General features: G+C 59.3%; 16 protein-coding genes. 7 read left to right on the forward strand and 9 right to left on the reverse strand.

The genetic code is table 11. The features are described from left to right. The first annotated feature begins 7 nt into the window (after positions 1-7). The 3 genes from trpD to AC07SU_RS14135 all read left to right on the forward strand — a co-directional run bounded on the left by trpD (position 8) and on the right by AC07SU_RS14135 (position 2,738). Positions 8-1,057: an anthranilate phosphoribosyltransferase gene (gene trpD, locus AC07SU_RS14125; RefSeq protein ID WP_016972406.1), complete on the forward strand. Its 1,050-nt coding sequence runs from the start codon at positions 8-10 to the stop codon at positions 1,055-1,057. Next, positions 1,054-1,890, forward strand: coding sequence for an indole-3-glycerol phosphate synthase TrpC (trpC, locus tag AC07SU_RS14130; protein WP_494997354.1), 837 nt, complete (start codon positions 1,054-1,056; stop codon positions 1,888-1,890). Before trpD ends, trpC begins: the two co-directional genes overlap by 4 nt. A 152-nt stretch (positions 1,891-2,042) precedes the next feature. Beyond that, positions 2,043-2,738: a lipoate--protein ligase family protein gene (locus tag AC07SU_RS14135; RefSeq protein ID WP_494997355.1), complete on the forward strand. Its 696-nt coding sequence runs from the start codon at positions 2,043-2,045 to the stop codon at positions 2,736-2,738. On the opposite strand, the gene crp is transcribed toward AC07SU_RS14135, so the two are convergent. Beyond that, the gene (gene crp / locus AC07SU_RS14140) at positions 2,735-3,379 is read right to left on the reverse strand and encodes a cAMP-activated global transcriptional regulator CRP (protein ID WP_099585649.1); all 645 of its coding nucleotides are present in this window, start codon (positions 3,377-3,379) and stop codon (positions 2,735-2,737) included. The two genes, AC07SU_RS14135 and crp, sit on opposite strands and share 4 nt — an antisense overlap. 247 nt (positions 3,380-3,626) lie before the next feature. Here crp and AC07SU_RS14145 point away from each other — a divergent pair, with 247 nt between their 5' ends. Beyond that, positions 3,627-4,049: an OsmC family protein gene (locus AC07SU_RS14145; protein ID WP_169908076.1), complete on the forward strand. Its 423-nt coding sequence runs from the start codon at positions 3,627-3,629 to the stop codon at positions 4,047-4,049. Positions 4,050-4,104: 55 nt separating this feature from the next. Here the strand turns inward: AC07SU_RS14145 and coq7 are convergent, their stop codons facing one another. The 6 genes from coq7 to hemJ form a co-directional block, all read right to left on the reverse strand. Further along, positions 4,105-4,752, reverse strand: a complete 648-nt coding sequence (gene coq7 / locus AC07SU_RS14150) for a 2-polyprenyl-3-methyl-6-methoxy-1,4-benzoquinone monooxygenase (protein WP_176996590.1) — start codon at positions 4,750-4,752, stop codon at positions 4,105-4,107. A 118-nt stretch (positions 4,753-4,870) separates the two neighbouring features. Further along, the gene (locus tag AC07SU_RS14155) at positions 4,871-5,209 is read right to left on the reverse strand and encodes a histidine triad nucleotide-binding protein (RefSeq protein ID WP_010206940.1); all 339 of its coding nucleotides are present in this window, start codon (positions 5,207-5,209) and stop codon (positions 4,871-4,873) included. Positions 5,210-5,255: 46 nt separating this feature from the next. After that, complete coding sequence (locus AC07SU_RS14160) at positions 5,256-6,044, reverse strand: SDR family NAD(P)-dependent oxidoreductase (protein WP_494997356.1); 789 nt, start codon at positions 6,042-6,044, stop codon at positions 5,256-5,258. Positions 6,045-6,107: 63 nt separating this feature from the next. Beyond that, positions 6,108-7,073: a DUF805 domain-containing protein gene (locus AC07SU_RS14165; RefSeq protein ID WP_494997357.1), complete on the reverse strand. Its 966-nt coding sequence runs from the start codon at positions 7,071-7,073 to the stop codon at positions 6,108-6,110. A gap of 68 nt (positions 7,074-7,141) precedes the next feature. After that, the gene (locus AC07SU_RS14170) at positions 7,142-8,104 is read right to left on the reverse strand and encodes an NAD(P)H-dependent flavin oxidoreductase (RefSeq protein ID WP_494997358.1); all 963 of its coding nucleotides are present in this window, start codon (positions 8,102-8,104) and stop codon (positions 7,142-7,144) included. A gap of 24 nt (positions 8,105-8,128) precedes the next feature. Beyond that, entirely contained in the window at positions 8,129-8,557 is a 429-nt protein-coding gene (hemJ, locus tag AC07SU_RS14175; protein WP_176996586.1) for a protoporphyrinogen oxidase HemJ, read from the reverse strand. Positions 8,558-8,692: 135 nt separating this feature from the next. On the opposite strand from hemJ, the gene argC reads away from it, so the two are divergent. Next, a complete protein-coding gene (gene argC / locus AC07SU_RS14180; RefSeq protein WP_494997359.1) occupies positions 8,693-9,727 on the forward strand; it encodes an N-acetyl-gamma-glutamyl-phosphate reductase in 1,035 nt (344 codons plus the stop codon). Positions 9,728-9,892: 165 nt separating this feature from the next. Next, a complete protein-coding gene (erpA, locus tag AC07SU_RS14185; RefSeq protein ID WP_003176443.1) occupies positions 9,893-10,243 on the forward strand; it encodes an iron-sulfur cluster insertion protein ErpA in 351 nt (116 codons plus the stop codon). Positions 10,244-10,308: 65 nt separating this feature from the next. On the opposite strand, the gene AC07SU_RS14190 is transcribed toward erpA, so the two are convergent. Both AC07SU_RS14190 and AC07SU_RS14195 read right to left on the reverse strand, forming a co-directional pair. Further along, a complete protein-coding gene (locus tag AC07SU_RS14190) occupies positions 10,309-11,400 on the reverse strand; it encodes an anhydro-N-acetylmuramic acid kinase (RefSeq protein WP_494997360.1) in 1,092 nt (363 codons plus the stop codon). 3 nt (positions 11,401-11,403) lie between these two features. Next, complete coding sequence (locus tag AC07SU_RS14195) at positions 11,404-12,807, reverse strand: peptidoglycan DD-metalloendopeptidase family protein (RefSeq protein ID WP_178920261.1); 1,404 nt, start codon at positions 12,805-12,807, stop codon at positions 11,404-11,406. 209 nt (positions 12,808-13,016) lie between these two features. Between AC07SU_RS14195 and tyrS the strand changes: the two genes are divergently transcribed. After that, complete coding sequence (gene tyrS, locus AC07SU_RS14200; RefSeq protein WP_065881612.1) at positions 13,017-14,216, forward strand: tyrosine--tRNA ligase; 1,200 nt, start codon at positions 13,017-13,019, stop codon at positions 14,214-14,216. Positions 14,217-14,547 lie beyond the last annotated feature (331 nt).

The raw sequence follows: 14,547 nt of genomic DNA on the forward strand, positions 1-14,547 counted from the left end.
ACTTTCCATGGATATCAAGACTGCCCTGAGCCGTATCGTCGGCCACCTGGACCTGAGCACCGCTGAAATGAGCGATGTGATGCGCGAAATCATGACCGGTCAATGCACCGACGCGCAGATCGGCGCGTTCATGATGGCGATGCGCATGAAGAGCGAGAGCATCGACGAGATCGTCGGTGCTGTGTCGGTGATGCGCGAGCTGGCGGACAAGGTCGAACTCAACACCCTCGACGGCGTGGTGGATGTGGTGGGCACCGGCGGTGACGGTGCGAACATCTTCAACGTGTCGACGGCGTCTTCTTTTGTCGTGGCGGCGGCGGGTTGCACCGTGGCCAAGCACGGCAACCGTGCCGTATCCGGCAAGAGCGGCAGTGCCGACTTGCTGGAAGCGGCCGGCATCTACCTGAACCTGACCCCGGTGCAAGTGGCACGCTGCATTGACAGCGTCGGCATCGGCTTTATGTTTGCCCAGTCGCACCATGGTGCGATGAAGCACGCTGCCGGTCCACGCAAGGACCTTGGCCTGCGCACTCTGTTCAACATGCTCGGCCCGCTTACGAATCCGGCCGGCGTGAAGCACCAGGTGGTGGGCGTGTTCAGCCAGGCGTTGTGCCGGCCATTGGCCGAAGTCTTGCAGCGCCTGGGTAGCAAGCATGTGCTGGTGGTGCATTCCAAGGACGGCCTGGACGAATTCAGCCTGGCGGCGCCGACCTTTGTCGCGGAGCTGAAGAATGACCAGGTCACCGAATATTGGGTCGAGCCAGAAGACCTGGGCATGAAGAGCCAGAGCCTGCACGGTCTGTCGGTGGAAAGCCCGGCCGCCTCGCTGGAGCTGATCCGCGATGCCCTGGGGCGTCGCAAGACCGAAAATGGCCAGAAAGCGGCAGAAATGATTGTGCTCAATGCCGGTGCGGCGCTGTATGCCGCCGATCACGCCTACAGTCTTAAGGAGGGCGTGGCCCTCGCTCACGATGCATTGCACACCGGGCTCGCTCGCGAAAAGCTCGAAGAACTGGGTGCCTTTACTGCGGTGTTCAAGATGGAGAATGAAGGATGAGTGTGCCGACCGTTCTGGAAAAGATCCTGGCCCGCAAAGCCGAAGAAGTCGCTGAGCGCCGTGCCCGCGTAAGTTTGGCCGAGCTGGAAAGCCAGGCGAAGCTTGCTGATGCGCCACGTGGTTTCGCCAATGCGCTGATTGCCCAGGCCAAGCTCAAGCAGCCGGCCGTAATTGCCGAGGTGAAAAAAGCCTCGCCGAGCAAAGGTGTGATCCGCGAGCACTTCGTACCGGCAGAAATTGCCGCCAGCTATGAGAAGGGCGGCGCAACTTGCCTGTCAGTACTGACCGACATCGATTACTTCCAGGGTTCCGACCTGTTCCTGCAGCAGGCCCGCGCTGCGTGCAAGTTGCCGGTGATCCGCAAGGATTTCATGGTTGACCCGTACCAGATCGTCGAAGCCCGTGCCCTGGGCGCCGATTGCGTGCTGCTGATCGTCTCCGCACTGGACGACGTTAAGATGGCCGAGCTGGCGGCCGTGGCCAAAAGCGTTGGCCTGGATGTGCTGGTGGAAGTGCACGACGGCGATGAGCTGGAGCGCGCACTGAAAACCCTCGACACACCGCTGGTGGGGGTCAACAACCGTAACCTGCACACCTTTGAAGTGAGCCTGGAAAACACCCTCGACCTGCTGCCGCGCATCCCGCGCGACCGCCTGGTGATCACCGAGAGTGGCATCGTCAACCGTGCCGATGTCGAGTTGATGGAAATCAGTGGGGTGTATTCGTTCCTGGTGGGCGAGACCTTCATGCGTGCCGAGAACCCGGGGGCGGAATTGCAGCGCCTGTTCTTCCCGGAGCGTGGTGTGGCGGTCAGCGGCTCTACATTAGACTGATCGAAACGCGATAACTGTGGGGGCTGGCTTTTGTGGGAGCTGGCTTGCCTGCGATGCAGACACCTCGGTGTTTCTATGGCACCTAAGTGATGCGATCGCCGGCAAGCCGGCTCCTACAGGGGCAGTGTGTTTGTTCAGGGAGGTGGGTGTTGATGGATAAGCCAGTAAGGATGACGGTTGAAGCAGGGCTTGCTGCCGAGCAATCCCTATTGGCCGCTGTTTGCGCAGGCGAACAGGAATTCGGCCTGCTGTTCTGGCAACCCATCGATCAAGCCCTCGTCATGCCGCGTCGCTTGAGCCGCCTGCCGGCCTTCGACGCCGCCAGCCAGGTTTCAGCCGATGCCGGTTGGCCCGTATTGCTGCGGGAAACCGGTGGCGAGCCGGTGCCGCAGTCGAGTGCCACGGTCAATATCGCCCTGGTTTATGCGCCGCCCCGCAGCGAAGGCGACCAGGGGCGTATCGAAACCGGCTACCTGCGCTTGTGCCAGCCGATCTGCGATTTGCTGATCGAGTTGGGCGGCGATGCCTCCGTTGGCGAAATCGACGGGGCGTTTTGCGACGGTCGTTACAACGTCAACCTCAATGGCCGCAAGATGGTCGGCACCGCACAGCGTTGGCGACAAAGTGGCGGGCGCCCGGTGGGCCTGATCCATGGCGCATTGCTGTTGGAAAACGACCGTGAAGAACTGATCGCGGCGGTCAATCGCTTCAATGAAGCGTGTGGTCTCGACCAGCGTGTCCGCGCCGCCAGCCACATCGCCTTGCACGAAGCCTTCCCGGCTCCGGAGGCAATCAGTCGGCTGGATGAGCTGTACCGAACGATGCTGACCGGTTTCCTGCCGGGTTAACGCGTCCCGAACACCACCATCGTCTTGCCTTTGACGTGCACCAGGTTGCGTTCTTCCAGGTCCTTGAGCACGCGCCCGACCATTTCCCGTGAACAGCCGACAATGCGCCCGATTTCCTGGCGTGTGACTTTGATCTGCATGCCGTCGGGGTGGGTCATGGCGTCAGGCTGCTTGCACAACTCCAGCAGGCAGCGAGCTACACGACCGGTGACATCAAAGAATGCCAGGTCGCCCACTTTGCGGGTGGTGTCGCGCAGGCGCTGGGCAATCTGGCCGCTCAGGGCATACAGGATGTCGGGATCGTGCTGGGCCAGTTCACGAAACTTCGTGTAGCTGATTTCGGCCACTTCGCACTCGACTTTGGCCCGTACCCAGGCACTGCGCTCCTGCTCTTTGCCGGCTTGTTCGAACAGGCCTAGTTCCCCGAAGAAATCGCCAGTGTTCAGGTAGGCGATGATCATTTCGCGGCCGTCTTCATCCTCGATCAGGATGGTGACCGAACCTTTGATAATGAAGAACAGTGTTTCGGAACGTTCCCCCGCGCAGATGATGTTGTGCTTGGCGGGGTAGCGGCGACGCTGGCAGTGCATCAACAGTTTGTCGAGATTCTTGATCTTGGGTATGGGAGTAAGAGCAACCATGGTTGTATCCCGAAAAGACTGCACGGTGTGGTTGGAGTTGTTTTTATCCAGAGGTATCGGCATTGATACACGCTGTACAAAGGATGGCAATGCGCCATTTCGCTGGCGCCAGCTTACCAGACACATTCTGACTCGATTAGCCAATTTACTGGGGAAAGCCTGCTATTGATCGCTTTGATGGGAAACGCTGTAGCGATCTGACCCTGTGCTAAGCTGGCGACCCTTTTTTAGCAGTGGAGTCTGGGCGATGAAGGCACGCATCCAATGGGCGGGCGAAGCCATGTTCCTCGGTGAGTCGGGCAGTGGCCATGTGGTGGTCATGGACGGCCCGCCGGAAGCCGGTGGCCGAAACCTGGGCGTACGCCCGATGGAAATGCTCCTGCTTGGCGTGGGCGGTTGCAGCAATTTCGACGTGGTCAGCATCCTGAAGAAATCCCGCCAGGCCGTGGAAAGCTGCGAGGCCTTCCTGGAAGCCGAGCGCGCCACTGAAGACCCCAAGGTGTTCACCAAGATCCACATGCATTTTGTGGTGAAGGGCCGGGCGTTGAAGGAAGCCCAGGTCAAGCGTGCTATCGAGCTGTCGGCCGAGAAGTATTGCTCGGCGTCGATCATGCTGGGTGCGGCTGGCGTGACCATCACTCATGATTACGAAATCATCGAATTGGGTTGATCGCGCAATCGGTGGGCAAAAAGAAAGGGCGTTTTGATAGCGCCCTTTTTTCGGCTCAGATTCGGTACGTGCTTTTAGTCATGACCTTGGCCAACAGGCTCATGCCAAACCTCACCGGCGCCGGGAAACGGAAGCCGCCAGCATCCAGCGCGCTTTCTGCGTGGTGTTCTTCGTCGATGCGCATCTGCTCAAGAATGGCCCGGGACTTTTCGTCTTCGGCGGGCAGTTGCTCGAGGTGTTCATCCAGGTGCTTGCACACTTGATGCTCGGTGGCGGCGACAAAACCCAGGCTGACTTTGTCGCTGATCAAGCCGGCGGCGGCGCCGATGCCGAACGACAAGCCATAGAACAGTGGGTTCAGCACGCTGGGATGGCTACCGAGCTGGCGAATGCGTTGTTCGCACCAGGCCAGGTGGTCGATCTCTTCTTCGGCGGCATGTTCCATGGCTGCGCGCACTTGCGGCAACTTGGCGGTCAGGGCCTGGCCTTGATACAGCGCCTGGGCACAGACTTCACCGGTATGGTTGATGCGCATCAGGCCGGCAACATGGCGGGTGTCGGTCTCGCTCAACTGTGCGTCGGGCTGCACGATGGCGGGCGACGGGCGGTATGGTTGGCCGCTGAACGGCAACAACGTGCGCATGGCCATGTCGGCTTGCAGCAACAGACGATCAATCGGCGAGTAGTGACGTTGGGTAGTCATGCTGACCTCCGGGAAGAATCTCGGCGGCCAGTTTACCGCAAGAGAAGGGCGAGCGTTTGCGCTGAGTCAAGGGCATAGGGTCGCAGCCTGCAGGCCGCGACCGCCGCCCAAAGGGTGATCAGCCCGGAGGCCAGTTCATTTGGCGCTGACCCAGCACGTGCATATGGATGTGATAAACGGTCTGCCCGCCTTTCGGGTTGCAGTTCATCACCACGCGGAAACCTTCCTCGCAGCCTTGTTCCACGGCCAGGCGCTGGGCGGTGAACAGGATATGACCGGCCAGGGCTTTGTCTTCCTCGGTCAGGTCGTTGAGGGTCGGGATGTGTTTCTTCGGAATGACCAGGAAATGCACGGGCGCCGCTGGATGAATATCCTTGAAGGCCAGGACCTGGTCGTCTTCGTAGATGATGTCCGCAGGTATTTCTCTGTTGATGATCTTGGTGAACAGAGTATCCACAGCTGTTTCTCCATTATGAAAGTGCAGGGTGAGTGTACCCAGGCGTTCAGCGCGGGCAATAGGCCTTGTTGATGGCGCCGGCGATCTTGCGTGTCAGCCAGCGCGGGCTGAGTCGTGGGCTGAAAGTGATCCAGCGGTTGCGTCGGCCGGGAATGATGATGGCTTTGTTCTTTTCCAGCGCGCGCACCGTGTAGAGTGCCACTTCCTCGGAACTCATCAGCTTTTCGCTGGCGTCGAGCTTGGTGGAGTCCATCTGTGCCGTGCCGAAGAAGGCAGTGCGCGTTGGGCCGGGGCAGAGCACCGAGACCTTGATGCCACAGGTCTTCAGCTCTTCGCGCAGGCCTTCGGAGAAGTGCAGTACATACGCTTTGCTGGCGTAGTAGCTGCTCATCCACGGGCCGGGTTGAAAGGCTGCAACCGAGGCCACGTTGAGGATCTGCCCGCCCCCCTGTAGCGCCATCGCGTTGCCGAGCGCGTGACACATACGGGTCAGGGCCAGGATGTTGACTTCGATCAGGTCCTGTTCGGTCATCCAGTCCTGGGCCAGGAACGGCCCGCTGGTGCCGATACCGGCGCAATTGACCAACAGGTCGATCTGCCGCTCACCCTCTTCAAGCTCCAGCAAAAAACCGGACAAGCGCAGCGGCTCGCCCAGGTCGCAGGCCCGAAACAGCACTTCGACGCCAAACCGTTGGGTCAATTCGATTGCAATGCTTTCCAACTGATCACGCTGGCGGGCCACCAGAATCAAGCTGCGGCCGCGACGGGCCAATGCTTCGGCCAAGGCCAGGCCGATGCCGCTGGAGGCACCGGTGATCAGAGCGTAACGGGTCATGCCTTTCTCCATCGCAACGCGACCGGGCCTGTGACAGAGGCATCACAGGCGACGGGCGTTTCTTCACTGTTCTGGAGAGTCTACAGGTTCGGCTGTGTCGTCAGCACTTTGCGCGCGCTCTTCTTCATCAACGGTGACGCTTTGATCGGTGGCGTCATCGGAGGTGATGGAGCTGCTTTCATAGCTGCTGTCCATATTGGCTTCGAGTTGGTTCAGGTAGCCGTTCATACCCAGCGTCAGCAAAAGGCCGAACATCAGTGGAATAAACGCGAGCCACAGGGCGGCCAAGACTTTTACTGCCGTGGAGTTACGCGGTGGTGGCGCGCCATATTGGTTGGCACCAGCGTTACCCGGCAATACCAGCAGCAGGATAGGGAAGACGCTGTTTACCAGTGGCACCAGATGCAAGAGCCACAGCCAGCCGGACCAGCCCAAGTCATGTAGTCGTTGCACTCCGATTTGCACGCTGACCCAAACAATCGCCACACACAGTGCCAAGCCCAGCAGCACACCAATAATGGCGCCCAACGTCGGCGAAGCGGTCGCCACGGCAAAGCTGACGGTGCTGATAATGCCGCCCGCTACGAGCATTGCAAGGGTCAACACCAGTGTCCACGCCAGGTAGCGCAGGCGGCCGATACGGCCATGGATGGTGAACACCTTGAGTGTCGAGAATTCTGCCCCGTTATCACCGACGGCCGCGCGGGGTGGCGCGTAGGGCGATGCGGCGGGGCGCGAATAATCAGGCGCGCTGGAATCAGTCTCGTGGGTTTCAGCCAGGCTGAAAGCCACGGGTTGTTCCGCTTCGATACGCGCGTCGACGCCGGCGTTTTTCAGCGCAGTAAGGTAGGTTTCGGCGTCGGAACGGGACAGGTCACGCTTGAGCGCAACCGGGCGACCGGTAAACAGCTTTTCGATGGCGCCCACGTCGCTTTTGAACAGTTCGGCGAGGTTCAGTTTGGCAGTGGTGCTTTCGACACCCGGGAGCAAGGCTCCGTCAAACACAATCTTGAAACGGTTGTCGCTCATGCGGGCATCCTTGTCACTTGTCTGGGAGGGGGGGCAGGCCTGCTCGGTTGGCAGGCCTTGCGGTTGGGTCAGCGTGGCCAGCGCAATTGTGCTGCTTGCTCGCGTGCCTTGCGGTATTCGGCATCCAGGCGGGCAATCAGTTCATCGACGCTGGGCAAATCATCAATCTCACCGACGCCTTGGCCGGCAGACCATACAGTCTTCCACGCCTTGGCCTCGTCGCTCAACGGCTTGAGCTTGGAACCGAAGTTGACTTCGCCCTTGCCCTGCAGGGTGGCGAGGTCAAAGCCGGCGTTTTCCAGGCTCTGGCGCATGAAGCTTGCGGGCACGCCGGAGACTGCGGGAGTGTGCACGATGTCGGCGGCGCGCGATGTGAGCAGCATCTCTTTATACGCATCCGGCGCGTGGCTTTCAGTGGTACCGATAAAGCGTGTGCCGAAATAGGCGAGGTCGGCGCCGAGCAATTGGGCGGCGAGGATCTCGTGGCCATGGTTGAGGCAACCGGCCAGCAGCAAGGTCTTGTCGAAGAACTGACGAATCTCGGCAATCAGGGAAAACGGGCTCCAGGTGCCCGCATGGCCACCGGCGCCCGCTGCTACGGCGATCAGGCCATCGACACCGGCCTCGGCGGCTTTTTCGGCATGGCGTCGGGTGGTGACGTCATGGAACACCAGGCCGCCGTAGCTGTGGACGGCGTCGACCAGCTCTTTCACAGCCCCCAGGCTGGTGATGACGATCGGCACTTTGTGCTCGACGCAGATCGCCAGGTCGGCCTCCAGCCGTGGGTTGCTGTTATGCACAATCAAATTGACGGCATACGGTGCGGGGTTGTCCAGCTGTGCCAGGCCCGCCTCGATTTCTTCCAGCCAGGCCTTGAAGCCGCTGCTTTCGCGCTGGTTGAGGGCGGGAAAGCTCCCCACCACTCCATTGCGACAGCACGCCAGGACCAGTTGCGGGTTGGAAATCAGGAACATCGGCGCCGCCACCACGGGCAGGCGCAGACGTTGTTCAAGCAGAGCGGGCAGCGACATTGGAGGTACCCCGTGTGATTGAAGTTAGAACGGTTTGACCACGACCAAAATTACGATAGCCAGCAATATCAGAACGGGCACTTCATTGAACCAGCGATAAAAGACATGGCTGCGGGTGTTTTCGCCACGGGCGAAGCGTTTTACCTGCGCGCCGCACATGTGGTGGTAGCCGATGAGCAGTACCACGAGGGTCAGCTTGGCGTGGATCCAGCCGCCCGAATGAAAGATGCTCGGGTTGAGGTAGATCAGCCAGCCGCCGAAGATCAGTGCCGCAACCATCGCCGGGCCCATGATGCCGCGGTACAGCTTGCGCTCCATGAGGCTGAAGCGTTCCTTGCTGACGGTGTCTTCGCTTTGGGCGTGGTAGACGAACAGGCGTGGCAGGTAGAACAGCCCGGCAAACCAGCAGACGATGCTGATGATGTGGAAGGCTTTGACCCATAGATAAAGCATTTTTAGTTATTCCCAGGTTCACGGTAGCCACGATAGTAGTGGCTCATGCGCCCGTACGTCACGTTGACGGTTGTCGCAGGACGATGCGGCCCCTATTATCGACGGCTTTCCAGTGGGTTCGTTGAGGGCAGGTTTATGGTCAAGGTCGGTATCGTCGGCGGCACGGGTTACACCGGTGTCGAATTGCTGCGTCTGTTGGCTCAGCATCCGCAAGCTGAGGTGGTGGTCATCACTTCCCGATCCGAGGCCGGGCTGGCCGTTGCTGATATGTACCCGAACCTGCGAGGCCACTACGACGGCCTGGCATTCAGCGTTCCGGACATCAAGACTCTTGGCGCCTGTGATGTGGTGTTCTTTGCTACGCCGCACGGTGTTGCCCATGCGTTGGCAGGTGAACTGCTGGCGGCTGGCACCAAGGTGATCGACCTGTCGGCGGACTTCCGCCTGCAAGACGCCGATGAGTGGGCCAAGTGGTACGGCCAGCCTCACGGTGCGCCGCAGTTGTTGGAAGAAGCCGTTTACGGACTGCCGGAAGTCAATCGTGAGCAGATCAAGCAGGCACGCCTGATCGCGGTGCCGGGTTGCTATCCAACGGCTACGCAGCTGGGCTTCCTGCCGTTGCTGGAAGCTGGGTTGGCGGATACCTCGCGCCTGATCGCCGACTGCAAGTCGGGTGTCAGCGGTGCCGGCCGTGGTGCTGCGGTGGGTTCGCTGTACTCCGAGACGTCCGAAAGCATGAAGGCCTATGCGGTAAAAGGGCATCGTCACTTGCCGGAAATCCGCCAGGGCTTGCGCCGCGCTGCGGGCAAGGACGTAGGTCTGACCTTCGTACCGCACCTGACCCCGATGATCCGTGGCATTCACTCCACGTTGTACGCAACCGTGGTGGATCGCTCGGTCGACCTGCAGGTGTTGTTTGAAAAGCGTTATGCCAATGAGCCGTTTGTCGACGTGATGCCGGCTGGCAGCCACCCGGAAACGCGCAGCGTGCGCGGCGCCAACGTGTGCCGGATTGCCGTGCACCGTCCGCAGGATGGCGACCTGGTGGTGGTGTTGTCGGTGATCGACAACCTGGTCAAGGGCGCGTCGGGCCAGGCGGTGCAGAACATGAACATCCTGTTCGGCCTGGATGAGAAGCTGGGCCTGTCCCACGCGGGCATGCTGCCTTAAGGCTGTTTAGCCGCTCAGCAAAAGGCCCGTTGATCGGGCCTTTTGTGTTTTTAATGGCGGCAACGCCGATTGATATACCGTAACAATAGTTGACCGCTTTTCTAGGAGAAGCGGATAATGCTCGCCATTACGCATATGGCGGCGGTACGCCGGGAGATTATCAGCATGAGCGTTGAATCCTTCACCCCCACGGCTTTGCAATTCACCCACGGTGCTGCGCACAAGGTGAAGAGCCTGGTCGATGAAGAGGGTAATGATCGCTTGAAGCTGCGCGTATTTGTTACGGGCGGCGGTTGTTCAGGGTTTCAGTACGGTTTTACCTTCGATGAAGATGTGGCCGATGACGACACCATCGTTGAGCGCGAGGGCGTAAGCCTGGTCGTGGACCCGATGAGCTTCCAATACCTGGCAGGTGCCGAGGTGGATTACCAGGAAGGTCTGGAGGGTTCGCGTTTCGTGATCAAGAACCCTAACGCCACCACTACCTGTGGTTGCGGGTCTTCGTTCTCGATCTGATCGATTGCGGATACAAAAACGCCGCTTGGCCTCCATAGGTCAAGCGGCGTTTTGCTGTCTGGGGCTTAAGCGGGGTAGATCGCGCCCAGTACTCGAAGCCCTTGTGCGCCGGTGACGCTGGGGCGGTTGGCGGCAATGCCTTCCAGGCAGCAGTGGGCCAGCCAGGCAAAGGCCATGGCCTCGACCCAGTCAGGGTCTACACCGTAAGCGGCGGTGCTGGCGACCTGTGTGGAAGGTAGCAGTGCTGCCAGGCGATGCATCAGCGTGGCGTTGTGGGCGCCGCCGCCGCAGACCAGCAAGGTTTCGGTGTTGGATTGGGCCGCTTGCAGGGACTCGACGATGGTAAGGGCGGTGAGTTCCAGCAACGTCGCTTGCACATCTTGTGGCGGGAATGCCGGCAAACGCCCGAGGTGTTGTTGCAGCCATCCCAGGTTGAACACTTCGCGCCCGGTGCTTTTCGGGCCTTTGGTCACGAAGAACGGATCGCTGAGCAGGGCGTTGAGCAACTGTGGCATGACATGGCCGCTGGCTGCCCACTGACCGTCGCGGTCGAAGTGTTCGCCGCGGACCAGGTGGATCCAGGCATCCAGTAGGACGTTGCCTGGGCCGCAGTCGAAACCGGCTACAGGTTTGTCGGTTTCGATCAGGCTGAGGTTGCTGAAACCTCCCACATTCAATACCGCACGGTTACCAGTGCGCTCGCCAAACAGTGCTTCGTGGAAAGCGGGGACCAGCGGTGCGCCCTGGCCGCCTGCGGCAACATCGCGGCTGCGGAAGTCGCTGACCACGGTGATGCCGGTCAGCTCCGTGAGCAGCGCGGGGTTGCCGATCTGGACGGTAAAGCCCCGCGCAGGTTCGTGGCGGATTGTCTGGCCGTGGCTGCCAATCGCACGAATGGTCTGGGGCTTGAGGTTTTGCTGGTCGAGCAAGGTGTGAATGCCTTGGGCGGCGAGTTTTACCCAGTGCTGTTGGGCAATGGCGGAGCGGGCGATTTCGTCCGGGCCGCTGGCGCACAGGCTCAGCAGCTCGGTGCGCAGGGTGTCCGGCATGGGGATGTAATGCGTGGCGATCAGGTTGATCGCCGGGCCCTGTTCGATCAGGGCAATGTCCAGGCCGTCAAGGCTGGTCCCGGACATCACACCTATATAGAGCGTCATGGCTTAACGCTTCGCCGAGGCCAGCAGGGTGGAGCGTTCCTGATCCATGCGTGCCATCAGCGGCTGGCTCTGTTGCAGGAAGCGCGCACGCTCTGCCTTGGCGATCGGGTCGGCCATCGGCAGCTTCTGGCCCAGTGGGTCGACGTGGACGCCATTGACCTGGAACTCATAGTGCAGGTGCGGGCCGGTCGACAGGCCGGTGGTACCGATATAGCCGATCACTTGGCCCTGTTTCACGTTGCTGCCGGTGGACACACCCTTGGCGAAGCCTTGCATGTGGCCATACAGGGTCCGATAGGTATTGCCGTGCTGGATGATTACGGTATTGCCGTAGCCGCCGCGACGTCCTGCCAGCAGCACCTTGCCGTCACCTGCTGCTTTGATCGGCGTACCGCGTGGAGCGGCATAGTCGACGCCTTTGTGGGCGCGGATTTTGTTCAGAATTGGATGCTTGCGACCCATGGAGAAACGCGAGCTGATGCGAGCGAAGTCCACTGGCGTGCGGATGAAGGCCTTGCGCATGCTGTTGCCGTCAGCCGTGTAGTAGCTGCTGTTGCCTTGTTTGTTGGTGTAGCGCACGGCGGTGTAGGTCTTGCCGCGGTTGGTGAAGCGTGCCGAGAGGATGTTGCCGGTGCCGACCACCTTGCCGTTGGCGACTTTCTGCTCGTAGATCACGTCGAATTCGTCGCCCTGGCGGATGTCCTGGGCGAAGTCGATGTCGTAGCCGAACACGCTGGCCATGTCCATGGTCATGCTGTGGGACAGGCCGGCACGGGCGGCGGATTGCGACAGGGAGCTGTTGATCACGCCATGTACATAAGCGGACCGCATGACCGGTTTGGTGGTGACGCGATTGAAGGCGAAACCCTTGGCGCCCTTGGTCAGGGTGATGGTTTCGAGGTCGCTGACGCTGCTGTGCAGGTTGTTTAGCTGGCCGTCGGGCGTCAGTTCGAACTCAAGCTTCTGGCCGTGTTTGAGCTGTGTGAACTGCTTGGCTTGTTTATCGCTTGCCAGCACCTCATTAACGGTTGCGGCGGGCAGCCCGACTTTCTCGAACAGGGTGGAAAGCGTGTCGCCCTTGGCCACGATGACTTCGCGGTGTTGAGGGTTCTTGGCGGCGGGTGCTTCCTGGGTAGCCTGTTGGGTGTCCTCAGGTGTGCTTTCTATCTGTGCGAACGGCGATTCGGTTGGCGCATTTGTGGCTTGTTGGGCGTCGGAAGCGTCTTGATCTTGTGTCAGTTGTTCAACAGGACTTTCCAGGTCAAGGCTCAGGGATGTTCGTTTGGCTTCTACGTCACTGGAAGGGAATACCAGGAGTGCCAGGCTGAGAAGGGCGGCGATGCCACTTGCGGCGAGCAAGTGGGTCTTCGGGTAAAGCGGCGGCGCTTTAGACGGTTCTGTGGTCATAAGTAATTTTGACTTTGAAGATGAAATGGAAAAGATGAATGACATGATGAAGATGAAATAACTGTATAAAATATAACCAAATCATCTGTGGCGCAAGCTCGCGAACGCTGGGCTTGTTGAACGGTGTCCGTTCGCAGGGCAAAACTTGTAATTAGTCCCTGATCTTGTATGGTTGGTTCCCTTTTGAATCTGAGCCTTGCGGGTCTGTTATGAAGTCGGTTGAAGAGCAGCTAGCGCTGATAAAACGTGGTGCGGAAGAACTGTTGGTGGAAGCTGAGCTGATCGAAAAGCTTAAGCGTGGCCAGCCCCTGCGTATTAAAGCCGGCTTTGACCCGACTGCGCCGGATCTGCACCTGGGTCATACCGTGCTTATTAATAAGCTGCGTCAGTTCCAGGAGCTGGGGCATCAGGTCATCTTCCTTATAGGTGACTTCACTGGGATGATCGGCGATCCGAGCGGCAAGAGTGCTACGCGTCCGCCGTTGACTCGTGAGCAGGTTCTCGACAATGCCGAGACCTACAAGACCCAGGTATTCAAGATTCTCGATCCGGCCAAGACCGAAGTGGCGTTCAACTCCACGTGGATGGATCAGATGGGTCCGGCCGACTTCATTCGCCTGACGTCTCAGTACACCGTTGCGCGGATGCTTGAGCGTGATGATTTCGACAAGCGTTACTCCACTAACCAGCCGATCGCTATCCATGAGTTCCTTTATCCGCTGGTTCAGGGCTATGACTCGGTGGCCTTGCGCGCGGATGTTGAGTTGGGCGGTACCGACCAGAAGTTCAACCTGTTGATGGGGCGTGAGCTGCAGCGTGCGTATGGGCAAGAAGCCCAGTGCATCCTCACCATGCCTTTGTTGGAAGGGTTGGATGGCGTCAAGAAGATGTCCAAGTCGTTGGGCAACTATGTAGGTATCCAAGAGGCGCCGGGTGTGATGTACGGCAAGCTGGTCTCTATTCCGGATGCGCTGATGTGGCGTTACTTCGAACTGTTGAGCTTCCGCTCGATGGATGAGATCAATGCACTGCGTGCTGAAGTCGAGGCGGGTGCCAATCCGCGTGATGTGAAGATCAAGCTGGCGGAAGAGATTGTTGCGCGGTTCCATGGTGAAGAGGCTGCAGCCAATGCTCACCGCGCGGCGGGCAACCGTATGAAGGATGGCGAGTTGCCGGATGATCTGCCGGAGATCGAGCTTTCTGCTGCTGAGGCGATGCCAATTGCGGCTGTCCTTAATAAGGCGGGCCTGGTTAAGAACTCGGCGGTTGCGCGGGACCTTCTGGGGTCGGGTGGTGTGCGTATAGATGGTGAGGTTGTCGATCGCACCTTTATATACGAGCTGGGCGCTACCCACGTTTGCCAGGCTGGGAAGAAGGCGTTTGCGCGTATCACGCTCAAATCCGAATAAAGCTGAAATTAGGTGTTGACGGCGAATTATATCTGTCTATAATTCGCCTCACTTCCGGCGCAGTCGAAACGGAAAACTCTTTGATAAACAATGAGTTACGTAGGTTTTGACGGTAAGTTGCTTCAGTTCATCGAAGCCAAAAGGAAGTTGAAAAAGAGGTGTTGACAGCAGCGTGTAACGCTGTAGAATTCGCCTCCCGCTGACGAGAGATCGGAAGCGCAAGTGGTTGAAGTTGTTGAAGAAATCTTCAAAAACTTCTGAAAATAATCACTTGACAGCAAATGAGGCTGCTGTAGAATGCGCGCCTCGGTTGAGGCGAAAGATCTTAACC

Source organism: Pseudomonas sp. GW821-FHT05H12 (genome assembly GCF_059419385.1).